Origin of the sequence: Myxococcus dinghuensis (assembly GCF_024198235.1) — a bacterium.
GTDB classification, from domain to species: domain Bacteria; phylum Myxococcota; class Myxococcia; order Myxococcales; family Myxococcaceae; genus Myxococcus; species Myxococcus dinghuensis.
Genome location: NZ_JAKCFB010000026.1, coordinates 76,123 through 99,934, shown reverse-complemented (window position 1 = coordinate 99,934; position 23,812 = coordinate 76,123). Strand labels below are relative to the sequence as shown.

The following is a 23,812-nucleotide window of genomic DNA, read 5'->3' as shown; positions in this document are numbered from 1 at the left end:
AGCACGGCATCAGACCGCCCCCAACATCCACACCCCACCGAGCGCGATGGAGAGTGAAGAAGCGACGCGCGGCACGTGCCGGCTGAACGTCGTCGAGAGACGACGCCCTCGGGAGAAGGCCGCGATGCTGGCGGTGAGCGCGGACATGGCCACGGTGCTGCCGACCGAGAAGCCCCCCAGATAGACGGCTCGCTCCAGGCCCGTCCCCGAGGTGGCCACCGGCAGCAGGAGCAGCAACGCCGACGCCCCGGTGATGCCGTGGACCAGTCCGACCGTCACCACGCCGCGGGGCGCGCCCGATTCCGGGTCCGAGGCCATCCTCCGCCGCAGGCCCCACACCCCCATCCCCACCAGCGCCAGTCCGGCGACTCGCTCCGCCCAGCGGTCGACCCACTCCAGGTGCACCGCCGACAGGACGAGCATCAACACCGTGGCCGCGATGAGCGTGCCGACGCCATGACCGAGGCCCCAGAGCAGACCCACTCGCCAGGCGCCCTGTCGACGACCTACCGACAACGGCGCCAGGCTGAGCAGGTGGTCCGGCCCCGACAGCGCGTGCAGCGCACCTGAACCAACACCCGCGAGCGCGATGAGAGGCATGGGCATGAGCTCCTTGATGGATGAAGGATGCCCACGCCCATTGCCTCGTTCCAACACATCGTTCCGATGACCCTGATAGCCCAGGGCTATCAACCCGTCTGACCGTCCTCCACCCGAGGGGCGCCCGCGGTGGCGACCTGGCCGCCCACCTCACGCCACCAGGGCGTGGTCTGCTCGAAGTGAGGCGGCTCCGTCGCGGTGCCCAGGCGTGGGGTGAACAGGCGCACGTCCTGCTCGGAGGCCAGGCGGACGAGCGTCTCCGCGGGTTCGTCCCACGCGTGGAGCGCCAGGTTGAAGGTGCCCCAATGCACCGGCATCAGCGTGCCGCTGCCCAGCAGCGCGTGGGCCTTGAGCGCGTTCTCCGGCCCCAGGTGGATGCCGCCCCAGCTCGGGTGGAACGCGCCCACCTCCAGCATCACCAGGTCGAAGGGGCCGTGCCTCCGGCCAATCTCCTCGAACTCCGAGGTGAGCCCCGTGTCGCCGCTGAAGAAGACGCGGCGGCGGTCGCTCTCCAGCACCCACGAGGCCCAGAGCGTCTGGTTGCGGTCGCCCAACCCCCGCCCCGAGAAGTGCTGGGCGGGCGTCGCGGTGAAGCCCACGCCCCCCACCGTCACCCGCTCCCACCAGTCCAGCTCGGTGATGAGCTCCGGCGCGACACCGTAGGCCTCCAGGTGCGCGCCTACCCCCAGGGCCGTGACGAAGGGCACCCGCCGCTTCGCCAGCGCCTCGATGGTGGAGCGGCACAGGTGGTCGTAGTGGTCGTGAGACAGGAGGACCGCGTCCAGCTCCGGCAGCGCGTCCAGCGGCACCGGCGTGGGGTGGAAGCGACGGGGCCCCGCGAAGGACATGGGGGACGCGCGGTCACCGAAGACGGGGTCGGTCAACACACGCGCGCCATCCAACTCCAGGAGGAGCGTGCTGTGTCCCAACCACGTCACGCGGAAGCCGGAGTCCGGCCGGGCAGCCCAGGCGGGCCGAGGGTCCTCCACCGGCAGGGGCGCTGGTGGCGTCCGTTGCGACCCGCCGAAGAAATACTCCCCGAGCAGCGGCAAGGGGTTGCCCTGGATGCCGGGCCCCACGGGCGCGGTGTTGCGAAAGCGCCCCTCCGAGAACTGGCGTGACGCGCGAACCCGCTCGAGACGAAGCCCAGAAGCCTGTCCACCACGACGGACCGATGACATGCCGTCGTGTTTAACGCGCAGGGCTCCGTTCAGCCACCCCCGTGGACGACCCAGGGGTCGGCTGGGCCCCCGGTCGCTCTCCGGTCATCCCCGCCCCAAGCCGCCGCCATCCCCCGCCACGTTGCGATTCATGAACGACGGCACGCCCTGTCTCCAAGGCCGGTGAGATTCACGTGGACTCCGCTGAAACACAGACGAGAATCCACCCGTGGTCGTCCCCGCGACGTCACCCTCCCGAATCTGAGCCGACGGCATGAATGTCCGATACGACCTGCTGTCTCCCGAGCTGAAGTCGACGCCGTATCCCGCCTATGCGGACATGCGTCGCAACGCCCCGGTGTGCGTCGTGGACCCGGGCGGGCTGTGGGCGGTGTCTCGCTACGACGACGTGATGTTCGTGTTGAAGCATCCCCAGTTGTTCTCGTCGCGCGGCTTCGGCATGGCCACCAACCCCGAGTGGCTGGGAGGCAATCCCTTCGCGGAGTCCATGCTGGCCATGGACCCTCCCGAGCATGGGCGGCTGCGAGGGCTCGTCCAGGGCATGTTCGGCTCCGCCGCCATGGTCCGGCTGGAGCCTCGCGTCCGGGAAGTGACCTCCCGCGTGGTGGCACAACTGCCGCTGGGCCGCACCTTGGATGTCATGCCCTCGTTGGCCATGAGCATCCCCGTGGAGGTCATGGGGGAGCTGCTGGGGGTCGAGCCCGCGATGCGGCCACACCTCAGGCGATGGGCGGACCTGATGACCGGCGGTGTCACCACCGTCCGCCCGGACGAACACGAGCGCAAGCGCATCGCGCGGGAGGCGGTGGCGGAGGTGCGGGGCTACTTCGGAGAGCTGCTCGCCGCGCGCCGGCGCCACCCCGGTGAGGACGTACTGAGCCAGTTGCTCGCCGCCCGGCCGCAGGGCGAGGCGCTCACCCGTGACGAGCTGCTCGCCTTCGTCGCCGTGCTGCTCGTGGGGGGCATCGAGTCCACGGTCCACCTGCTCGGCTCGTCCGTCCATCTGCTCTCGAAGCACCCGGAGCTGCTCGGGCAGTTGCACGCCGACCGCGCCCTCCTCCCCGCGTTCATCGACGAGGTCCTGCGCATCGAACCTCCCGCCCAGGCGGTGCTCCGCACGGCGACGCAGGAGCTGTACCTCAGCGGCGTGAGGATTCCGAAGAACGCCCCCGTGCTGGCCCTGCTGGGCTCCGCCTGCCGCGACGAGAACGTCTTCCCGGAGCCGAACCGCTTCATCCTCCAGCGCCCCGGCACGCACCAACTGCCGTTCGGGCACGGCATCCACTTCTGTCTGGGCATGCCCCTGGCGCGCATGGAGGGGCGGCTCATGCTGGAGGCCCTGCTGGACCGCTGCGGCGGCCTCGAGTCCGGCGCCGAGCCGATGTCCTGGCACCGCACCCTGGTGGTGCGCGGCCCCGCGACGCTGCCCGTCACCCTCCGCACGGTGTGAACGCGCCCGCCTAATCCTGGCCCGGCGCGCCGGCCTCCTCGCGCGCGGCCCGCGAGTGCTTGCGTCCATAGGTGAAGTAGATGACCAGGCCGATGGCCAGCCAGATGATGAGCCGCAGCCAGGTCTCCAGCCCCAACCCCAGCATCAACGCGCCGCAACTGAGGATGCCCAGGATCGGCACCGCCGGGACGAATGGCGTGCGGAAGGGCCGGGGCAGGTCCGGCCGCGTGTAGCGCAACACGAGGATGCCCGCGCACACCACGATGAACGCGAACAGGGTCCCGATGGAGACCAGGTGCCCCAACAGGCCGATGGGGAACAAGCCCGCGACCACCATCGACACGCCGCCGGTGATGAGCGTGGAGACATAGGGGGTGCGGAAACGCGGGTGGATGCGGCCGAAGAACGGCGGCAGGAGCCCGTCGCGCGACATGGCGAAGAACACCCGCGGCTGGCCCAGCAGCATCACCAGCACCACCGACGCCAGCCCCGCGATGGCGCCCAGCCCGACGACCGGACGCAACCACGCCAAGGCAGGCCCGCCCCGGGAGATGGCCACGTAGACGGGCTCGGGGACATCCAGGGTCTGGTACGGCGCCAACCCCGTCATCACCCCGGCCATGAGGACGTAGAGCACGGTGCAGACGGCCAGCGACCCGAGGATGCCCATCGGGAGGTCCCGGCTCGGCTCCCGCGTCTCCTGCGCGGCGGTGGAGACGGCGTCGAAGCCGATGTAGGCGAAGAAGATGACACCCGCGCCCGCGAGCACCCCGCTCCAGCCGAACTCGCCGAAGCGCCCCGTGTTCGGGGGGATGAAGGGTCGCCAGTGCGACGTGTCGACGTGGAACGCGCCGAAGCCGATGACGAGCAGGACGATGGAGACCTTGAGGAAGACGATGATGTTGTTGACGCGGGCCGACTCGTGGATGCCCACCACGAGCAGCACCGTCAACACCGCCACGAGCAGCACGGCGGGCAGGTTCACCAGGGCCCCCGTGGCCTGGGGGACGAGCGAGCCGGGCCGCGTCTCGAAGGGCGCGTTGCTCAGGGCCGCCGGCAGGTTCCAGTGGAGGTAGTCGCGCAGGAACGACGTGAAGTAGCCGGACCAGCCCACCGCCACCGCCGAGGAGGCGAAGAGGTACTCCAGCATCAGGTCCCACCCGATGATCCACGCCACCAGCTCGCCCAGCGTCGCGTAGCCATAGGTGTACGCGCTGCCCGCGACGGGAATCATCGACGCGAACTCCGCGTAGCACAGCCCCGCGAAGAGACAGCCCACGCCGGCCAGCACGAAGGACAGGACGATGGCGGGGCCCGCGTGCTGGGCCGCCGCCGTGCCCGTCACCACGAAGATGCCCGCGCCGATGATGGCCCCGATGCCCAGCAGCGTCAGTTGGAGCCCGCTCAGGGTGCGGTGGAGCGCGTGGCCCTCACCGTCCTCGCCCTGGAGTCGCTGGATGTTCTTCTTGGTCCAGATGCCCACGCGCCCCAGTCAACGCCGGCCCGCGGGCATTCGGAAGGACCGTCGTCGGTGGCGGACGGGAAGTGTCACCCGGCGAGCGAATGCGCCGGGCCCACCCCCGTGGACTTCAGCGCCAACCGTCGCGGCGGTCCTCGCGGCGCTCGCGGTGGTCCTCTCGCAGCTCCTGCTTGCCCTGGCGGAGCTCCAGCTCGGCCAGGCTGATCAGCTCCTGGATGAGGTCGCGCTTGCGGTGCAGCGTGCCACCCGAGCGCATGCCGTCGAGGTCATCCAGCTCACGGGCGATCGCCACGCGCGTGCGCAGCGCGGCGGCCTCCTGACGGACGTCTCGCCGGTCATCGCGCGCGTCCCGGCGGTCGTCGCGCACCTCGTGCTGGCCGCTGACGACGACGGCCCGGCGTCCCCAGAGCGAATCGTTGCGAACCTCCCACTTGTCCACGCGGACCTCGCGCTGGCTGCGGCGGGCCTCGGCCTGGGCATCGGACAGCTCCCGCTTGCTCTCGCGCAGCTCGGACCGGAGCGCCTGGCGCAGCGACGACTCGACCGAGCGCATCTCCCGCTCGTTGCGGCTGGACCAGGCCCGGTCGAAGCGGGCCAGGATGGATTTGAGCTGCTCGAGGTCACGACGGTCATCGCGCAGCTCGCGCTTGTCCTCGCGAATCTCCCGGCGGTCCTGCGAACGCTCGACGTGGTTGCGAACTGACTGGGCCTGGGCACTGCCGGCAAGGAGGAGGGCGGCGACGACGGCGGAGGAGAGGGAGTTCATGTGGGTGACCTCGGAGCTGGGTGCCCGCTGGGGTGTATGCGTCCTCTGACGACCCCGGCCCGACTTTATTCGGGCCTCCCACCACGCGAGAGGCCCGGGCCGACGCCTGGCAGCCTACTGGGTATCGACCGTGCACTCGCCAGTCACGGCGGGTGCGGCAGCCCCGTTCGCGGTGTTGTTCTGGAAGACGTTGTCGGGGGTCAACACCAGCTCCACCTCGCCCACGGCGCGATAGCACACCACCACCCCACCCGAGCCCGCCCGGTTGTTGACGAAGCGATTGCCGCGCAGGGTGACGCCGCGCGTGCCGATGTCCTCGATGACGATGGCCGACCCCGGACCTTGGATCACGGTGTTGTCCTCGAAGAGGTTGTCCTCGGCGAGGTCGTTGTTCGGCTGGAAGTAGTGCATGGCCCCGCCGCCGCCCAGGTCGTAGATGTTCTGGGGATTGGGCCACGTCAGGAAGGGGCGGAGGGCCAGGGAGGTGTAGAGGCTGCCGCGGAACGCCTCCAGCACGTTGCCCCGGAAGGTGTTGCCGCGCACCACCGAGTTCCGTCCATGCGTCACGCACAGCGCCGCGCCCCCGGCCATGGAGAAGGTCCCCGGCTGCGCGAAGCGGTCGATGTCCGACGTGCGGTTGTTCTCGAAGCGATTGCCCTCGACGAGCGAGCCCACCGTGAACATCAGGTCCACCGCGCCGCACTTGGCCGACACCAGGTTGTCGCGGAACGTCGAGCGACGGATGGTCACCGGCCCCGGGTAGTACGCCCACATGGCGCCCCGCGTCCGCTCGCGCCCGCCGTTGTAGTCGTTCTTGCGCACCTTCTCGAAGATCATCTGCTCGAACACGGGGTCGCCATCCCCCACCGACCCCTCGCCCATGAAGTTCATGCCCCACCAGCCATAGGCGTTGGACGACGTGAGGACCACGGGGCTGGCCTCCGTGCCGCGCACCTGGATGCCGCCGTAGACACGCATCTCCACCCGCCCCTTCTGGTGGTTCATCACGCTGCTCGGTGCCCGCGGGTCCACGTCCGCCAGCGTCACCTCCGGGCGACCTCGGAAGTCCAGGACGACCCCTGGCTCGACCCGGAGCACCTTGCCCTTGGGGACGGTGACGATGCCCTGGGCATCCCCCACGATTCGATACGGGGACCCCGCCCGCGTCAGCGTCCCGGACAGCGTGGAGGTGATGACGGTGCCCCCATCCGCCGGGATGGGGCCCGCGTCTCCCGCGCCGGGTCCCCCCGCCAGCGACTCCCGCTTCACGCGGAGGGCCGCGGGCCTGACGTCGCCTCCGACCCCCGCGGGGCTCCCGTCCCGGGGCGCGCCCGCGTCCGGCGTGCCCCCGTCAGGCCCGCGGGAGCTCGCGACCCTCGGGTCCTGGCTCGGGGCCACACGCCCTCCCTTTCGCGTCGCCTCTCGCGTCTCGGCCTCGGAGCCGGGCGGCGAGGAGCCCCCCGAGCGCGCGGCGACGACCACGAGCAGGAACACGACCAGACGCAACGACTTCGACGACGGGGGACATGAAGGGGCCATGGAGGGTGCGCGGTAGCACGTCATCGACGACGTCACCATCGGACCGCGCGGCGGTGCGCCACCGGACGCTCCCCCCAGGCAAAGGCACGGGGCAGGCAGGCGCGCGCGGCTCGCGTAGACTCCGCCGCGCGATGAACCGCGACGAAGCCCATCAAGCCCTCGACCTCATCCGCCGCGTCGTGACCCAGGCGCGCGATGACTCCGCGCTCCAGAACTGGGGCGTCCTCTGGATGCTCCATGCCTTCACCAACGCCCTGGGGTTCGCGGGTACTCAGTGGCATTGGAGCCAGGGACAACGCGCCCCCGGGCCCTATGTGCTCCTCTGGACGCTCGTCCTCGGGTTCAACGCGGTCTCCATCTTCGTGCTGAAGCGGGGACAGACGGCCGGGGCGCGCTCGTTCGTCGAGCGGCAGATCTGGGCCATCTGGACGACGTTCATCGCCGGCATGGTGCTCGTGGCGCTCATCAACTGGCGACTCGGGTTCGAGCTCCTGTTCGTGCCCGCGGTGGCGTGTGTCCTGTTCGCCACGGCCTTCTCGATGATGGGCGCGCTGATGGGGAGGGAGTGGTTCATCGTGGCCGCGTTCTTCGCAGCGATGTCGCTGGTGATGACGGCGCTCCCCGACCAGGCCTTCGGCGTGCTCGGCGGGCTGTGGTTCCTGGTGCAGTTCGGAGGAGGGCTGGCCCTGCACCGGGCCCGGATGCGTCGGCTCGCGTCGGGGGCCCGAGAGGCCCGGCTGGTATGAGCCCGGAGTCGCTCGCGGCGCTGGTGGCGCTGGCCTCCGAGCCGCTCGGCCTCTCGGAGGACGACCTCCTCCAGCGGCTCGCGCGGGCCGGCATCGAGACGCCCTCGGAGGCGCTGCGGGCGCTGGTGAGCGCCGGCCACGCACGTCAGGAGCGGCGCTTCTGGCGGCCCACGCCCTCCGGCCACCAGGCGCTGCGCGAGGCCCACGCGGCGCTCACCCAGCGCTTCGACGTCAGCCCCAGCACGCCCGACATGGAGGAGTGCCCCTCCGTCCCCTGGCTCACCCAGGTCCAGACGCACTGGGTGGAGGCCGTCTCGCTCAACTACGCGGTGGACGCCGGGCGGCTCGCGCGCCTGCTGCCCGCGCCGCTGGAGCCCGAGCTGCACCGGGGCACCGCGTGGGTCCAGGTGCTGATGTCGTCGCTGCGCGACATGCGGCCCCAGGGCGTGTCGCCGCTGCTGGGCGTGTGCTTCTACCAGGCGAGCTACCGGGCCGCGGTGCGCTACCGCAACGCGCGCGGCGACTGGCGCCGGGGCGGCTACTTCGTGCGGAGCGAGACGAACGACCCGGTGATGCGCCGGGTGGGCAACGCGCTCGACGAGTTCCGCTTCCACACGTTCGGCGAGGCCCACATGGTGATGGCCCGCGAAGGGGACCTGCTCACGCTCGCGGTGGACCCGGAGGCCGCGTTCCCCGGCGGCCGGCTGGTGGGCGTCTTCGACACGCGCCCCCGGACCGAACCTCCGGAGGCGAGCGTCTGGACCGGGCTGGACGACCTGCACGAGCCCCTGGTCGAGTGCTACGACGCGCTCGGGGTGGCCGGTGGACACGTCTACGTGCTCACCATCGACCGGGCGCCCTGGAACGCGCGCTTCGCCACCCCGGTAGAGCTGTACTGCGAGTACCTCGAGGAGGGGCCGCTGGCGCCGGGGGCCCGGCTCGACTCCGTGCTCCACCTCACCGAATGCGCCTACCGCTGGCGGCCCCTGCGCCGGGAGCGCTTCGCGCCCTGACGGAGGGAGGGAACGGACGTGGGGCCGGAGATGTCCCACGCCGCATGACCCGAGCCCTCCCCCTCCTCCTCGCCTGCAGTGTGCTCCTCTGCGCGACAGCAAGCCCCGCGGAGGACCGGGTCGCCACGGCGCGCAAGCAACGGATGGGGGAGCTCACCCGCCTCTTCTCCGCGGCCGGCGTCGCCTGGCCCCCCGAGCAGCTCTACGTCCGCGCCTTCAAGCACGAGGGCGAGCTGGAGGTCTGGGCGGGCCCCGCGCGGGGGCCTCTCGTCAAGGTGAAGACCTATCCGTTCTGCGCGGCGTCCGGCGTACCCGGGCCGAAGCGACAGCAGGGAGACCTCCAGGTGCCGGAGGGCTTCTACACGCTCGACCTCTTCAACCCCTGGAGCAGCTACCACCTGTCCATCCGGGTCAGCTATCCCAACGCCGCGGACCGCCGGCGCCAGCGGCCCGGCGTGCCGCTCGGCGGTGACATCTTCGTCCACGGCGACTGCGTGAGCATCGGCTGCATCGCCATCCAGGACACCCCCATCGAGGAGCTGTACCTCATGACCCTCGACACGCGGGCCAAGACGAAGCGGGACACGCCCATCCACATCTTCCCGCGCCGGTTGACGACCGCGGGGCTGAGCGAGCTCGAGCAGGAGGCGGGGTTGGACCCGGACCTCGTCGCGTTCTGGCGCAGCCTCCAGCCCGCGTACCTGCTCTTCGAGGAGAGCCACCAGTTGCCGCGTACGCGCGTGGACGAGAAGACGGGCGCCTACGTCGTGAGCCCGGGCGCGCCGGCCCGCGACGCCCGGCGCTGAGCCCGGAGGACTACGGGCCGCGCAGCAGGACCAGGTCCACGCGGCGGTTCAGCTCGCGGCCACGCGGGATCAGGTTGGGGGCCTTGGGACGGGAGTCCGCCAGGCCCACGGACTCGACGCGCGCCGGCGAGAGCCCCGCGTCGACCAACAGCCCCGCCACGGCCTTCGCTCGCGCCTCGGAGAGCGCCTGACGCGCCCCGGCCACCGTCTCGCGGTTGTCGGTGTGACCCTCGACGCGCAGCCGCAGCGACTCGTCCCGGACCATCATGTCCACCAGCAGGGCCAGCCCGTTGGTCGAGCCCTTGCGCGGCTCGGACTGCTTGTCGGCGAAACGCGGCGGCTTGGGCAGCTCCACGCGCTCGTTCTTCACCTGGGGCAACTGGTTCTTCTTCGACGGGGCGCGCGAGAGCGAGAGCGAGACGACGGCGTCCTTCTCGCGCGTGACGCGGACCTGGCGCGTCTGGGCCAGGAAGCCCTTCGACAGCACGTCCACCGTGTACTCGCCCGGCGGCAGCATCACCACCGTGGGCTTGCGCGCCTTCTTGTCGAGGATGACCTGCTGCGGCGGCCCCTTGCCCCGGACATACGCGGTGGCCTGGGCGGGCTTCTTTCCGGAGAGGACCTTCAGCATCAGCCGCCCTGGCGCCACCGGCCCCTGCTCGGGCGGCTGGACCGGCGCCTGGAGGGCCAGGGGTGGCGGCTTGACGGGCGGGGGGGTGACAGGTGGGGGGCTGACGGGCGGAGGCGTCACCGGCGGCGCCGTGGCGACACGCGGTCCCGCGACCGGAGGGTCCGCCAGCGACGCATCCGCGAGCGGCGCCGTCATCTCCGCGGACACGTCATGCATCAACTTCAGCTTGAGCCGGGGGTCCGGGGCCGTGGGGTTGATGCCCGGGACGACCCGGACCTTCACGCGCAGGCCCCGCTGGGCCTGGAACGTGACGGAGGCGGTCATCTTCCAGAGGAAGCCGCTCTCCTCGCTGAAGAGGTTCCACTGGTCGTTCGTGTACGTGACACGGGACACGAGCGTGTAGGAGCCCTCCTCCACCTTGAGGGCCGCCAGCCGGTGGGTGCCCGGCGCGCCGATGGTCTCCAGCGCGGGGACGGCCAGGGGCTGGCCGTTGAGGATGAAGTCCATCTCCAGCAGCTTGTAGCCCCGGGACGTGCCCGCGCCCGGCAGGCCCTCGTAGGTGATGAGGACCTCCGGCGGCGGCGTCTTCACCAGCGCCTGGAGCTGTCGGTCCAGGTCCTCCCGGGCTCGCTGTTCGACGGAGGAGGGTTCCGCCGCGCGCGCGGTGACGGCGACCAGCGCCAGCATGCCGACCAACAGTGCCTGTACAGGGGAAGAAGCCACGGGGGTCCACAGCATCGCACAACCTGGGCCCACCGCGAGTTGTCGGCTGGGGGTGGTGCCCACCAGCCGACCGTCCGCCCCCCGCGCCTGGAAGGACCGGGCTATCCTCACGCCATGTCCAAGCGCTACCGCTGCCTGCCGTGCGGCCACGTCTACGACCCGGCGGAAGGCGACCCCACCACCGGAATCCCTCCGGGGACACCCTTCGAGGACCTGCCGGCGGACTGGACGTGCCCGGATTGTGGCGCCTCGAAGCAGGACTTCGAGCCGGTGGCCGACTAGGCGGTCCCCCACCCCACGCTTTTGGTTCCCATCCCGGGGCCAAGGGCGCTACTCCTGCGCGCCGTAGACACCTCGACGAGGCCACGGAATGACCGACTTCCAGTTCCAGGAAATGCTGCCGCTGGGCAAGGACGAGACGCCCTACCGGTTGCTCACGAAGGACCACGTCTCGACCTTCGAGGCCGCCGGCCGCACGTTCCTCCAGGTGGCGCCCGAGGCGCTGACCCTGCTGACGCGCGAGGCGATGCGGGACATCGCCCACCTCCTGCGCCCCGGCCACCTGGGCCAGCTCTCCAACATCCTCAAGGACCCGGAGGCGTCGTCCAACGACAAGTTCGTGGCGATGGAGCTGCTGAAGAACGCGAACATCGCCGCCGGTGGCGTGCTGCCCTCCTGCCAGGACACGGGCACCGCCATCGTGATGGGCAAGAAGGGCCAGTACGTCATCACCGCCGGCAACGACGAGGAGGCCATCTCCCGCGGCGTGTTCGACACCTACCGCACGTCCAACCTGCGCTACTCGCAGATGGCGGCGCTGGACATGTACAAGGAGGTCAACACCGGCAACAACCTGCCCGCGCAGATCGAGCTCTACGCGACGGACGGTGACGCCTACAAGTTCCTGTTCATGGCCAAGGGCGGCGGCTCGGCGAACAAGAGCTACCTGTACCAGGAGACCAAGGCGCTCCTGAACCCGCAGAGCCTGCTGGCGTTCCTCGACGCGAAGATCCGCTCGCTGGGCACGGCGGCGTGCCCGCCGTACCACCTGGCCATCGTCGTGGGTGGCACCTCCGCGGAGTACGCGCTGAAGACGGCCAAGTACGCCTCCGCGCGCTACCTCGACACGCTGCCCACCACCGGCAACAACCTGGGCCGCGCCTTCCGCGACGTGGAGCTGGAGCAGGAGGTGCTGAAGCTCACCCAGCGCATGGGCATCGGCGCCCAGTTCGGCGGCAAGTACTTCTGCCACGACGTGCGCGTCATCCGCCTGCCCCGCCACGGCGCCTCGTGTCCGGTGGCCATCGCGGTGTCGTGCTCGGCGGACCGCCAGGTGCTCGGGAAGATCACCCGCGACGGCGTCTACCTGGAGCAGCTCGAGGCGGACCCGGCGAAGTACCTGCCCGAGACGACCGACGCGGACCTGTCCGGCGAGGTGGTGAAGCTCGACCTCAACCGGCCCATGAGCGAGATCCGCGCGGAGCTGTCGCGCTACCCCATCAAGACGCGCCTGTCGCTGACGGGCCCCCTGGTGGTGGCGCGCGACATCGCCCACGCGAAGCTCAAGGAGCGGCTGGACCGGGGCGAGGGCATGCCGCAGTACCTGAAGGACCGCATGGTGTACTACGCCGGCCCCGCGAAGACGCCCGAGGGCTACGCCTCCGGCTCCTTCGGCCCGACGACGGCCGGCCGCATGGACGCGTACGTGGACCAGTTCCAGGCGGAGGGCGGCAGCTTCGTCATGCTCGCCAAGGGCAACCGCTCCCAGGCCGTCACCGACGCGTGCAAGAAGCACGGCGGCTTCTACCTGGGCTCCATCGGCGGCCCGGCGGCGCGACTGGCCAAGGACTGCATCACCAAGGTGGAGGTCCTGGAGTACGAGGAGCTGGGCATGGAGGCCGTCTGGAAGATCGAGGTCGTCGACTTCCCGGCCTTCATCGTCGTGGACGACAAGGGCAACGACTTCTTCGCCCACATCAACAAGCCCTCGGCCAAGAAGGGCTGAGCGCGGCGTCTCCGGGGGTGGGGTCGGGCGTCATCGGATAGTGAGCAACAGGCCCCTCCTCCCCTGCTGGCGCGCGCGCCGGACATGCTTTGCTTCCCCCCGACTCGTCGCAGGGGGGAAGAGCACCATGAATCAGGCGCAGCTCCTCGAAGGCCTCACGCGGTACATCGCCGACGAAATCCTCGAGGGCGACGCGGAGGACCTCCTCCCGTCCACGCCCCTGCTCGAGCTCGGCATCCTGAACTCGCTGGAGACGGCGCGGATGGTGGGCTTCATCGAGAAGCAATACGGCATCACCGTGCCCGCGGACGCCTTGAGGGTCGAGAACCTCCAGACCCTCTCCGCCATCGCGGACATGGTCTACGCATGCGCCCGGGACCACCGCCCCTGACGCGGTCCTCGCCGGGCGACCTTCGGCCTATCCCTGCCCCTCGAGGAGGGCCCGCACCTGCTCCTCCGAGAGTTCTTCGACCAGGGCCAGCTGCGCCATGAGCGCCTCGGGGTCCTCCGCCAGGAGCGTGGCGGGAGCCGGTGGGGCAGCGACGGACACGGAGGCCACCGGCAGGTCGAACCAGTAACGGCCGCGCTGGAAGCAGCTCGTCGGGAGCACCACCTTGTCGTGTGGGGTGTCTCGGTAGAGCGCGCTCCAGGCCACGTCCGCGCCCGCGGCGAACAGCGCCGCGAGGGCCTCCCGTTGCTGGGCACACGCCGCCGTGGATCCGCGCAGACACGTCGCCCAGAGCCGTCCGGAGGCGGACGCGCCACGCCGCCCCAAGGCCGTCCAGCCCTCACCTGGGCCCACGTCCAGGAAGCCCTCCACGCCTTCGGCGCCCAACTGCTCCAGCGACATGCTCCACTGCGCGGCGGTGCCCGGAGGGCCTCGCCACGACTCCGGCCCCGGTGCGTCCTGGATGCGCCCCGACTGCGCGGACCACCAGGGCACCTGGGGCCTCGCGTGCGACATCGAGCGAGCCAACGCCGCAACCGCCTCGCGCCCTCGGCGCCAGACCTCGGGGGTCAAGGCCCGGGTGGACTCTCGCCACTCGCCGCGAACCCCGTGCTCGAGCAAGCCGACCTGGAGCGCTTCGACGGCGCTCCGCGTCCCCGCGTACACGCCCCGTCCCTCGTCATCGAGTCCCACGAGACAGACCTCGGCGAAGCCACGCAGCAGCGCCTCCAGCCGCTCCGGTGTCTCGACCGCCATCTCCGCGCCAGGGGCCGCGCGCTCGACCGGGTCCGCGAAGGCCCCCGCGAGCCGCACGCCGTCCTCCCAGGACAACACCCCCGAGGCACACGCCGCCGCGAACTCCCCCATCCCCACGCCCAGCACCGCCGCCGGCTCGACACCCCAGTCCCTCCACAGGTGGACGAGCCCGCACTGGGAAGCCAACCAGCCGGGCAACACGAGGCCTGGCCCTGGAGGCACCGCCGGAGCCTCCGCGACGGGCTTGAACAACGCCTCGACGAGGGGGCGCGCAAGGGCGGCCTCGCAGCGGAGCACCGCCTCCCGAAAGACAGGCTCCGCGCCGAAGAGGTCGCGGGCCCACGTCGACCACCGCTGCGTCCCGCCTCCGAACACGAACGCGAGCCGTGGCTTTCGCCGCCCCGAGCCCGTCCAGAGGCCCGGGGCCGGCTCACCTCGCTCGAAGGCCTTCAGTCGCGCGCGGACGTCCTCCACGCTCGACGCCACCAGGGCCAGACGGTGCGTGGACACGACGCGCCCCGTGTTCGCCGTGAAGCACGCGTCGGCCAGCGAGCGGCGCTCCGCACCTTCCTCGGAGAAGTACCGCGCATACCGCGACGCCAGCTCGCGCAGCGCGGGCGCGGACCGGGCGGAGAGTCCCAGTAACTGCGGCGCCACGGGCGCGACCTCCGGAGAGCCGGCCTCCATGACGGGGGCCTCCTCGATGAGCACGTGCGCGTTCGCCCCGTTGAAGCCGAAGGCGGTGACCCCCGCGATGCGCCGACGCGCGCCCCGACGCCAGGGCCGCCTCGCCCGCGATACGACGACGGGCAGTTCGCTCCACCGGATGTTGGGGTTGGGGGTCTCCAGGTTCAGGTGGGCGGGGAGCACCTCGTGTTGGAGTGCGAGGACGACCTTGATGATGCCGGCGACCCCCGCGGCGCCCTCCGTGTGACCGATGTTGGTCTTCACCGAGCCGACCACGAGCGGGACGTCGGGCGACCGCCCCGGACCGAAGACGCGGCCCAGCGCCTCCATCTCGATGGGGTCGCCGATGGCCGTCCCCGTGCCGTGCGCCTCCACGTAATCCACCTGCTCGGGCTCCACGCCCCCGGACTTCAGCGCCGCGCGCATCACCTTCGCGAGCGCGTTGCCGTTGGGCACCGTCAACCCGCTCGACTGGCCGCTGTGGTTCGTCGCGGAGCCCCGCACCAGCGCGAGGATGGGGTCCCTGTCCGCGACGGCATCCGACAGCCGCTTGAGCACGAGCATCCCGCAGCCCTCGCCCCGGACGAAGCCATCCGCGCCGGCATCGAAGGTGCTGCACCGGCCCTTCACGGACAGCATGCGCATGGCGCAGTTCACCACGGACGTCAGCGGCGAGAGGATGAGGCTGATGCCTCCCGCCAGCGCCAGGTCGCACTCGCGCGTGCGCAGGCTCTGACAGGCGAGGTGCACGGTGACGAGGGATGACGAGCAGGCCGCGTCCACCGCCATCGTCGGGCCTTGCAACCCCAGGCTGTAGGCCAGCCGCCCCGCCGCGACGCTCAGGCCCGACCCGGAGGCGGTGTGCAGGTCGATCTGCGTCGCGTCCTTCATCAGGTGCGAGAAGTCCTCGTTCATCATCCCGACGAAGACGCCGGTGCTGCTGCCCCTCAGGTCCGTCGCGGCGATGCCCGCCCGCTCCAACGCCTCCCAGCTCACCTCCAGCAGCAGGCGCTGGTGAGGATCCATCCGGGAGGCCTCTCGGGGGGAGATGCCGAAGAACTGCGGGTCGAAGTCCTCCACGCCCTGGATGAAGGCGCCGTGTCGCGTGTACATCTTCCCGGGCGTACCGGGCGTCGGGTCGTAGTACGCGTCGATGTCCCAGCGTGAGGCGGGGATGGGGGAGATGGCCTCCCGCCCCGCGCGCAGCAGCTCCCAATAGGACTCTGGAGAGTCCGAGCCTCCCGGGAAGCGCAGCCCCATGCCGATGATGGCGATGGGCTCGCTCAACGCCAGCGCGAGCTTCGATTGGAGGCTGCTCGCCGCGAGCGCCAGCTTGAGCGGAGGCAGCTCCGAGATGCGTCGGGAATCCGTCGTCATGGCGTTCTCCCCACTCACCCTCAGCGCCGCCGGCGCAGCATGTCCTGCACGGCGCCGTCGTCCAGGACGTCCACGTCCGCCAGGAGCGCGTCCAGCTCCCGGTCGTCGTCGACCGGAGGCCCCACGGGTGTCGCGACCTCCTCCCGGAAGCCCAGCACCTCCGTCGCCAGGTGCTCCACCAGCGCGTTCACGGTGGGATTGTCGAAGGCGATGGTGGCGGGGAGCGACACCCCCAGATCCCGCTGGAGCACGTTGCGCAGCTCCACGGACATGAGCGAGTCCATCCCCAGGTCGAAGAAGCCCTGGTCCGGATCCAACGACTCCAACACCGCGCGCCCCAACACCCCGTTCACCCGCGAGCCGAGGTGCGAACGCAGCGCGCCGCGACGGTCGACGGGAGGCAGCCGCTCCAGCTTCGCCCGGAGGTCCTCACCCGAAGCCGACGCCTCGCTCCGCACGAAGTCCTCATACAGCGGTGACCGCCCCCTGCGCCCGAGCACGTCCCAATCCACGGGGAGGATGCCCAGTTGCCCGTCCAACGTCAGGGCGCGCTCGAGCAAGGCGAGCCCCTCGTCGGGAGCAATCCCCCCGAAGCCCAGCAGCTCCATGCGCCGCTGGAGCTGCGGGTCCGCCGCGGCGCCCACGTCCGACCACCCGCCCCAGTCGAGGCTCAGCGCCGGAAGCCCCAGACCTCGCCGATGATGCGCGAGCGAATCCAGGAACGCATTGGCGGCCACATAGTTCGCCTGGCCCGCGGAGCCCATCAACGAGGCCGCGGACGAGAAGAGGATGAAGAAGTCGAGTTCCTCCGAGGCGAACGCGCGGTGCAGGTTCCATGCTCCCGCGACCTTCGACGCGAACACCCGTGAGAACCGCTCCGGCGTCATCTGCGTGAACAACCCGTCGTCGACGACCCCGGCCGCGTGGATGACGCCCCGGATGGGCGGCACCTCACCCGCCAGTCCGGACAGCGCGCGCGTGAGGTCCGAGGCCGCCGACACGTCGCACGCGATGACGTGGACGCGCGCGCCGTGCTCCCGCAGTGCATCGAGTGCGGCTCGCGCCGCGCCGCTGGGAGCCCCGCGTCCGACCAGGACGAGATGCCCTGCCCCCCGCTCCACCAGTCGTCGCGCCACGGCGAGCCCCAGCCCTCCGAGGCCTCCCGTGATGAGGTAGCTCCCGTCACCGCGTAGCGCGGGCTCGGGCTCCGCACCGGACAGGGGGACGCGGCGGCTGCGGACCAACCTCGGGACCCACCGACGCGTGTCCCGCAGCGCCACCTCGTCCTCGTCGGTCCGCGCCAACAGCTCCGCCAACAACCGGTCTGCATCCTCCGGCGAGCGTTCCCTCGCGAGGTCCACCCGACGGCAGTGCAGCTCCGGGTGCTCGCGCGCGATGGCCTTGCCGAGCCCCCACAGCGAGGCTCCGACAGGCGCATCGGCCACGACGTCACCCGCGACGGCCTGGGTCGCCCGCGTCACCAGCCAGAGCGAGACGTCCGTCCCCTGGCGCGCCCTCAACAAGGCCTGCGCCAGCGCCAGTCCTCGCGTCGCGTGCGCCAGCGCGACGTCCGCCACGCCCCACTCCGAACCCTGCGCATCGAGACTCCACAGGTCGACGACGTGCAGCGGCGACGCATCATCCTTTCGCGCGACGAGCGACTCGACGTGCGCCACATCGAACGACAGCGCTCGCGCGGGGTGCCGCGCCGTCGACACCCTCCACCCGCGTGCCCCCAACGCGTCCACGAGCCGTGCGCCCACTCCCGCCTCGTCCACGAGCACGAGACATCGGGGCCCGGCCTCCGCGCCCCCTTCGTGGGGCGAGGGGATGGGGACGGGACGCTCCTTCCAGTCCAGCTCGTAGAGCCAGTTCCGCAAGTGCTTGCTCCTCGCTCCCAGAAACGCGTCACGCGAGACCCGCCGCAGCCGCAGGCGCCGCACCGACGCCACGACCTCTCCCTCCGACGTCAGGAGCTCCAGGTCACACGCATACCCCGTCGCCTTCGGCCCCTCGTCGCGCGTCACCCGGGCGTGAACCCACGCTTCCTGGACACCCGGCTCCCGCAGCTCGACACGGCCGACGCCCGCGGGCAGGTACGTCGCGCCCGGGGTCTCCTCCAGGACGGCGCCCACGGCCTGGAAGCACGCGTCCAGGATGGCTGGAGACAGTCCGTAACGGCCGGCCTCGGCGACCGCCGCTCCCGCCGGGGCGATCCGTCCCAAGACCTCGTTTCCGCCGCGCCAGAGCTCCCGGAGGGAACGGAAGGCAGGGCCATACGCGAGCCCCGCGCGCCCCAGCTTCTCGTAGTAGGCCTCCACCGGGACTTCGTCGGACAGTCGCTCCCGCAGCCGCGCCAGCGGGACACGCGGCGCCTCCTGGCGTGTCGCGGCGCCGAGCCGTCCGTGCGCGTGAAGCGTCCACGAGGGCTCCACGTCGCCGTCCTGCGCGTCCTGGCTGAAGATCTCGAAGCGGCCCGAGCGCTCTCCCTCCGGCGTGTACAGGAGCTGGACCCTCCGCGCGCCCTCGTCGGGCAGTGGCAGCGGCTGGACGAACGTCACCTCCTCGAGGACGGCGCCCTTCCCTCCCAGGACACCCTGTCCCGCCGCGAGCCCCATCTCCACGTAGGCCGCCCCTGGGACGACGAGCTGGCCATGGACGCGGTGGTCGCGGAGGAGCGCGGGAGAGGAGGCCCCCAGCCGCGCCTCGTACTGCCGCACCTGGGAGGCGGAGACCACCCGCTGTCCCAGCAAGGGATGGGGCGCGGCGGAGCCCTGGGCCCGAGGGCCCTGACGCTCCCACGACGCGTCGGACAGCTCCATCCAGTGCTTCCGCCGCTGGAAGGGGTACGACGGCAGCGAGAGCTTGCGCCGCTCCCGGCCCGCGTCCAGCCCCCGCCAGTTCACCGGTACGCCCGCGACATAGAGCGAGGAGAGCCCTTCGAGCAGTTGCTCCCAGTCGGAGCGCTCGGGCCTCAAGCTGCCCCACCACCGCGTCCCGTCCACGGGGATGCAGCCTTGTCCCATCGCGATGAGCGTCGGCCGGGGGCCCACCTCGAGGAAGCCGGTGACGCCCGCGCGACGCAGCGACTCCAGGGAGCGCGCGAACATGACGGGCCGTCGCAGGTGCTCCACCCAGTAGCGGGGCTCCTGTATCTCGGGGCCCGCCTCCCTGCCGCTGACATTGGAGATGAGCGGAATCGTCGGGGCCTTCAGCCGCACCTTGCTCGCGGCGACGCCGAACTCCTCCAGGATGGGCTCCATCAGCGACGAGTGGAACGCGTGGGACACCCGCAGCGGCGTGGCGCGCTTGCCCAGACGGCTCAGCTCGCCGAGGCAGTCACTGAGCGCGCCCTGCCGCCCGGAGATGACCACGCTGCGCGGCCCGTTGAGCGCGGCCAGCGACAACTGACCGTCGTACCGCGCCAGCACGGACTCGACCAACGCGGGCTCGGCCGATACCGCCGCCATCGCGCCTCCCGCCGGCAGCGACTGCATCAGCCGCGCGCGCGTGGCGATGAGCCCGAGCCCCTCCTCCAGCGTGAAGACCCCCGCCACGCACGCCGCCACCAGCTCCCCCACCGAGTGCCCCATCACGAAGTCCGGCACGACACCCCACTGCATCCACAGCTTCGCGAGGGAGTACTCGAGCGCGAACAGCGCGGGCTGCGTCACGCCCGTCGCATCGAGCCGGCCCCGGGCGGCGTCGTCCCGCTCCGTTGGATACAGCAGCGACACCAGCGACTGCCCCAGGAGCGGCGCGAGCACCTCGTCGCAACGCAGCATCGTCCGCCGGAAGCCCGGCTCGGTCCGGAAGAGCTCCTCGCCCATGCCCAGCCACTGGGAGCCCTGCCCCGTGAACAGGAACGCGATTCGCGGAGCGCTCCCCGCACTGCGGCCCTCTGAAGACATGGGCACCTCCTGCTTCGAGAGGAAGGACTGGAGCCTCGCGAGCATCGCCTCTCGCGATGGCGCGACCAGCGCGAGCCGGTGCGCGAAGTGTGTCCGCCCCGTGTTCGCCGTGAAGCAGAGGTCCTCGAGCGGCGCGGACGACAGCTCCGGTCCACGGAGCGACGCCTCGTAGCGTCGCGCCAGCGCCTCGAGGGCCTCGGGATTCCGAGCCGACAGCGCCAGGAGATGCAGCGGCCGGGGCGTGGCCTCCTGCGAGCGAGGAGGCGCGGGCGGCGCTTCTTCGACGAGCACATGGGCGTTGACGCCGCTGAGGCCGAAGCCGCTGATGCCCGCCACCCTCGGACGTGGCCCCGAGGGCCATGGCGTCAGCGCCGTGGGCACCGTGAGGCGCAACTGTCCCCAGTCGACCGCGGGGTTGGGGTTCTTCAGGTGCAGGTGCGGCGGTATCGCGCCGTGCCGCAGCGACAGGACGACCTTGACGAGCCCCGCGGCCCCCGCCGCGGACTCCAGATGCCCCAGGTTCGTCTTCACCGAGCCCACACGGAGCGGCGACTCCGGACCGCGCCCTCCGCCCAGCACCGCGTCCAGGGCCCGCAGCTCGATGGGGTCGCCCAGGGGAGTCCCTGTGCCGTGCGCCTCCACATAGCCCACGTCCGAGGACGACAGGCCGGCGGCCCTCAGGGCCTTGCGCAGCAGCTTCTCCTGCGCGGGCCCATGGGGCACCGTCAGCCCGCCGCTCGGGCCGTCATGGTTCACCGCCGAGCCCCGGACGACGGCGAGCACACGGTCCTGGTCGCGCAGCGCGTCCGAGAGCCGCTTGAGCACCACCACGCCACAGCCCTCGCCGCGACCGTAGCCATTGGCGGAGGCGTCGAACGTCTTCGAGCGCCCGTCCGGCGCGAGCGCCCGCATCTTCGACAGGACGATGTTGTTGTCCGGGTGGAGCACCAGGTTCACCCCACCCGCGAGCGCCAGCGAGCACTCGCCCTGGCGCAAGGCCTGGCAGGCGAGGTGGACGGAGACGAGCGCCGAGGAGCAGGCGGTGGCGACCACCATGGACGGCCCCTGGAGCCCCAGGACATACGAGACGCGGCCAGCGGAGAAGCTCAGCTCGTTTCCCGTCCCCATGTAGGGCAGGTCCCGCGTGGGCAACGCGTTGAAGGGCACGCGCCCGTAGTCGCCGCTGAGGAAGCCGACGTACACCCCCGTGTCGCTCCCGGCGAGCGAACCCGGGGCGATGCCCGCGTCCTCCAGCGCCTCCCACGCGACCTCGAGCATGAGGCGCTGCTGGGGGTCGACGTAGCTCGCCTCACGCGGCGACAGGTTGAAGAACTCGCAGTCGAAGTCGGCGATGGGTTGCGAGAGGAAGCCCCCCTCGCGCACGACCATCTTCCACGGCGCGTCGGGGTCCCGGGAATGGTAGGCCTCCGCGTCCCAGCGGTCCGCCGGGACGGGCCCCACCGCGTCCACGCCACCGCGCAACACCTCCCAATACAGCCGCGCGTCGTCCGCGCCCCCGGGGAAGCGGCACCCCATGCCGATGATGGCGATGGGCTCCGAGCGCGACAGCTCCAGGGCATCCACGCGGGCGCGGAGGGTCTTGATGGCCAGGGCCGCCCGCTGCAATGGCGTCAGCTCCTCGGGCGAGGAGGGAGTCGAATCCGGGTCGGACATGGGCTTCTTCCTATCGGGCGGAGGCGACCGCGGGCGTGGCGCCGAGCCGGGCCCAGTCGAGCGTTCCCAACTGCGCGGCCATCTTCAGGTCGATGATGCGCTGACGCTCCATCCGGTCGAGCACCACCCCCAGGAGCCGCACGCCCTCGCGGATGACCCAGCCGCGCGCCAGGAGCCGCTCCAGCAACACGTCGAACTCCGCCTCCGACAGCGGCCCGTCCTCGCGCCCCTCGTTCAGCTTCGCGAGCGCGGCCCTGCCGCTCTGGATGGAGTCGAGGATCTTCAACAGGTGGACCTCGTCGGCCGTGAGCGGGGTCTCCGTCGACAGCCCCTCGCGGCTGTCCACCACACGCGAGCGTCCATCCTCGGTGCGCAGCTCCAGCGTGACGCCGCGGCTGTAGCCATCGCGCCACCGCTCGGTCTGCTTCAGCGTGTCCTGGAGGTAGACGCGAGGGTCCAGGTCCCCCTCCAGGTCGTAGTCGAAGTAGTACGCGACGCGGCGGCGCTCCTCCGCCGGGAGCGCGGCGTAGACATGGTCGTACGACCACTTCTGGCGGACGTTCCGCAGGTTGTACTTCTCCGGCGTCTTCCAGTACGGCGCGAAGCGATCCAACCGGATGCGCCCACATCCTCCGGGCGGAGGCAGGTGCGTCAACGCGGGGATGAGCCGCGCCATGTCCTCGTACTCGGACGGGGCCTCGCCCGGGAAGCCATAGAGGATGTTCCAGTTGACGTTGATGCCGAACTCCTCGCACCACTTGATGAGCTGGACGTTCTGGAGGCGCGTGGTGCCCTTGTCCATCAGCTCCAGGATGGAGGTGCTGAGGCTCTCGATGCCCGGCTGCAGCTCCGTGACGCCCCCGGCGACCATGAGCTCCAACTGCTCCTTCCGGAGGTTGCTCTTGGTCTCGTAGAACATCGTGATTTCGTCGCCCTGCGTGATGAGCGCCGGGAAGACGGACTTGATGTATTTCAAGTCCAGGATGTTGTCGGCCATCATGAAGAAGTTGAAGCCGTAGCGCCGCGCGAGCGTGCGCAGCTCCCCGACGAAGCGGCCCGGGTCCTTGCTCCGGTAGGCCATGCCGGAGCCGTTGAGGCCGCAGAACGTGCAGTGCGCCTTGGCGCCCCACCAACAGCCGCGCGAGGACTCCGCCGTGAGGTTCGCCCGCTTGGCCATGGGCATGTCCTTGATGGCCTCGAAGTAGTGGTCGAAGTCCGGCATGGGCAACGAGTCCATGTCCTCGATCTGCGGCGCGGCCACGTAGCGGGGCTGCGGGCGCCCGCGAGGCTCCAGCACGCTCTTGACCAGGTCGAGGATGACGCCCTCGCCCTCCCCCGAGACGACGTGGTCGAGGAACGGGAAGTTGTCCGAGAGCGCCTTGCCCATGTCCCCTTCGCAGTTGGCGCCCCCCATGACGAGCGTCAGCTCCTCGCGCGGGCGCAGCCGCCGCAGCTCCTTGGCCAGGGCCAGGGACGCCACGCTCTGCTGGAACGTCGACGTGAAGCCGATGACGCGCGGCTCGTCGCGGAGGATGTCCTGGGCCCACTGCCGGACGATGCGCGGGCTGTCCTCCCGGAGGGCGCGGATCAGCTCTCGCGCCCGCCCCCAGTGCAGCGCCTGCTCACGACGGGCGCCGCCCGACGTCGCCCCGTCCACGTGCTGCTTCACCTCCAGCAGGGGCGTGAGGAGGTCCGCGTACGCCTCCCAGTCCGCCGCCGCCTCGCCCCACAGCGCGGGGGCGAAGACCATCTCTCCCAGCAACAGGTCCGGCGAGGCGGGCAGGAACGCCATCTCCCCCGCGAGGATCTCCGGCGGCGTGGCGTAGGAGAGGTAGTAGTAGAGTTCCCAGCCAATCTGCCGCATGAACTGGACGTTGAGGTACTGCACGTCCGCCGGGATGCCTTGTCTGGCGAGCACGCTCACCAGCGTGCTCACGCCGAGCGCGGGCTGGTGCTCCGGCAGGAACGGCGTGACGACGAAGCGGACCTGAACGCAATCAGCAGACACGTTCCACCCCC

16 protein-coding genes are annotated in these 23,812 nt (G+C 71.1%); 7 read left to right on the top strand and 9 right to left on the bottom strand.

Features of this window, described 5'->3' with window-relative positions; translation table 11 throughout:
* Nucleotides 1-9: 9 nt before the first annotated feature.
* On the bottom strand, nucleotides 10-600 hold the full coding sequence (locus LZ198_RS28610) for a hypothetical protein (protein ID WP_253975259.1): 591 nt from the start codon (nucleotides 598-600) through the stop codon (nucleotides 10-12).
* 89 nt (nucleotides 601-689) lie between these two features.
* Complete coding sequence (locus LZ198_RS28605) at nucleotides 690-1,781, bottom strand: MBL fold metallo-hydrolase (RefSeq protein ID WP_253975258.1); 1,092 nt, start codon at nucleotides 1,779-1,781, stop codon at nucleotides 690-692.
* Between the two features lie 253 nt (nucleotides 1,782-2,034).
* Here LZ198_RS28605 and LZ198_RS28600 point away from each other — a divergent pair, with 253 nt between their 5' ends.
* The gene (locus tag LZ198_RS28600) at nucleotides 2,035-3,231 is read left to right on the top strand and encodes a cytochrome P450 (protein ID WP_253975257.1); all 1,197 of its coding nucleotides are present in this window, start codon (nucleotides 2,035-2,037) and stop codon (nucleotides 3,229-3,231) included.
* Nucleotides 3,232-3,241: 10 nt separating this feature from the next.
* Here the strand turns inward: LZ198_RS28600 and LZ198_RS28595 are convergent, their stop codons facing one another.
* From LZ198_RS28595 to LZ198_RS28585, 3 genes are all read right to left on the bottom strand, one after another.
* Nucleotides 3,242-4,714 carry an amino acid permease gene (locus LZ198_RS28595; protein ID WP_253975256.1) on the bottom strand — a complete coding sequence of 491 codons (1,473 nt, stop codon included), beginning with the start codon at nucleotides 4,712-4,714 and terminating at the stop codon, nucleotides 3,242-3,244.
* A 106-nt stretch (nucleotides 4,715-4,820) separates the two neighbouring features.
* Nucleotides 4,821-5,477: a hypothetical protein gene (locus tag LZ198_RS28590; protein ID WP_253975255.1), complete on the bottom strand. Its 657-nt coding sequence runs from the start codon at nucleotides 5,475-5,477 to the stop codon at nucleotides 4,821-4,823.
* A gap of 114 nt (nucleotides 5,478-5,591) precedes the next feature.
* Nucleotides 5,592-6,983 (bottom strand): right-handed parallel beta-helix repeat-containing protein, encoded by a 1,392-nt coding sequence (locus LZ198_RS28585; RefSeq protein WP_253975254.1) that lies wholly within the window; start codon nucleotides 6,981-6,983, stop codon nucleotides 5,592-5,594.
* Nucleotides 6,984-7,147: 164 nt separating this feature from the next.
* On the opposite strand from LZ198_RS28585, the gene LZ198_RS28580 reads away from it, so the two are divergent.
* The 3 genes from LZ198_RS28580 to LZ198_RS28570 are packed head-to-tail and all read left to right on the top strand — an operon-like array spanning nucleotide 7,148 to nucleotide 9,581.
* Entirely contained in the window at nucleotides 7,148-7,762 is a 615-nt protein-coding gene (locus tag LZ198_RS28580; protein WP_253975253.1) for a hypothetical protein, read from the top strand.
* Nucleotides 7,759-8,775, top strand: coding sequence for a DUF2071 domain-containing protein (locus LZ198_RS28575; RefSeq protein ID WP_253975252.1), 1,017 nt, complete (start codon nucleotides 7,759-7,761; stop codon nucleotides 8,773-8,775). Before LZ198_RS28580 ends, LZ198_RS28575 begins: the two co-directional genes overlap by 4 nt.
* A 44-nt stretch (nucleotides 8,776-8,819) precedes the next feature.
* On the top strand, nucleotides 8,820-9,581 hold the full coding sequence (locus LZ198_RS28570; protein WP_253975251.1) for a L,D-transpeptidase family protein: 762 nt from the start codon (nucleotides 8,820-8,822) through the stop codon (nucleotides 9,579-9,581).
* Nucleotides 9,582-9,591: 10 nt separating this feature from the next.
* Here LZ198_RS28570 and LZ198_RS28565 read toward each other — a convergent pair whose 3' ends face one another.
* Entirely contained in the window at nucleotides 9,592-10,899 is a 1,308-nt protein-coding gene (locus tag LZ198_RS28565) for an OmpA family protein (protein ID WP_253975250.1), read from the bottom strand.
* Between the two features lie 150 nt (nucleotides 10,900-11,049).
* Here LZ198_RS28565 and rd point away from each other — a divergent pair, with 150 nt between their 5' ends.
* The 3 genes from rd to LZ198_RS28550 all read left to right on the top strand — a co-directional run bounded on the left by rd (nucleotide 11,050) and on the right by LZ198_RS28550 (nucleotide 13,331).
* The gene (rd, locus tag LZ198_RS28560) at nucleotides 11,050-11,217 is read left to right on the top strand and encodes a rubredoxin (RefSeq protein ID WP_253975249.1); all 168 of its coding nucleotides are present in this window, start codon (nucleotides 11,050-11,052) and stop codon (nucleotides 11,215-11,217) included.
* A gap of 88 nt (nucleotides 11,218-11,305) precedes the next feature.
* A complete protein-coding gene (locus LZ198_RS28555) occupies nucleotides 11,306-12,940 on the top strand; it encodes a fumarate hydratase (RefSeq protein WP_253975248.1) in 1,635 nt (544 codons plus the stop codon).
* A gap of 127 nt (nucleotides 12,941-13,067) precedes the next feature.
* On the top strand, nucleotides 13,068-13,331 hold the full coding sequence (locus LZ198_RS28550) for an acyl carrier protein (protein ID WP_253975247.1): 264 nt from the start codon (nucleotides 13,068-13,070) through the stop codon (nucleotides 13,329-13,331).
* A gap of 27 nt (nucleotides 13,332-13,358) precedes the next feature.
* Here the strand turns inward: LZ198_RS28550 and LZ198_RS28545 are convergent, their stop codons facing one another.
* The 3 genes from LZ198_RS28545 to LZ198_RS28535 are packed head-to-tail and all read right to left on the bottom strand — an operon-like array spanning nucleotide 13,359 to nucleotide 23,801.
* The gene (locus LZ198_RS28545; RefSeq protein WP_253975246.1) at nucleotides 13,359-16,208 is read right to left on the bottom strand and encodes a type I polyketide synthase; all 2,850 of its coding nucleotides are present in this window, start codon (nucleotides 16,206-16,208) and stop codon (nucleotides 13,359-13,361) included.
* 20 nt (nucleotides 16,209-16,228) lie between these two features.
* On the bottom strand, nucleotides 16,229-21,793 hold the full coding sequence (locus LZ198_RS28540) for a type I polyketide synthase (RefSeq protein WP_253975245.1): 5,565 nt from the start codon (nucleotides 21,791-21,793) through the stop codon (nucleotides 16,229-16,231).
* Nucleotides 21,794-21,803: 10 nt separating this feature from the next.
* Nucleotides 21,804-23,801, bottom strand: coding sequence for a RiPP maturation radical SAM C-methyltransferase (locus LZ198_RS28535; protein ID WP_253975244.1), 1,998 nt, complete (start codon nucleotides 23,799-23,801; stop codon nucleotides 21,804-21,806).
* Nucleotides 23,802-23,812 lie beyond the last annotated feature (11 nt).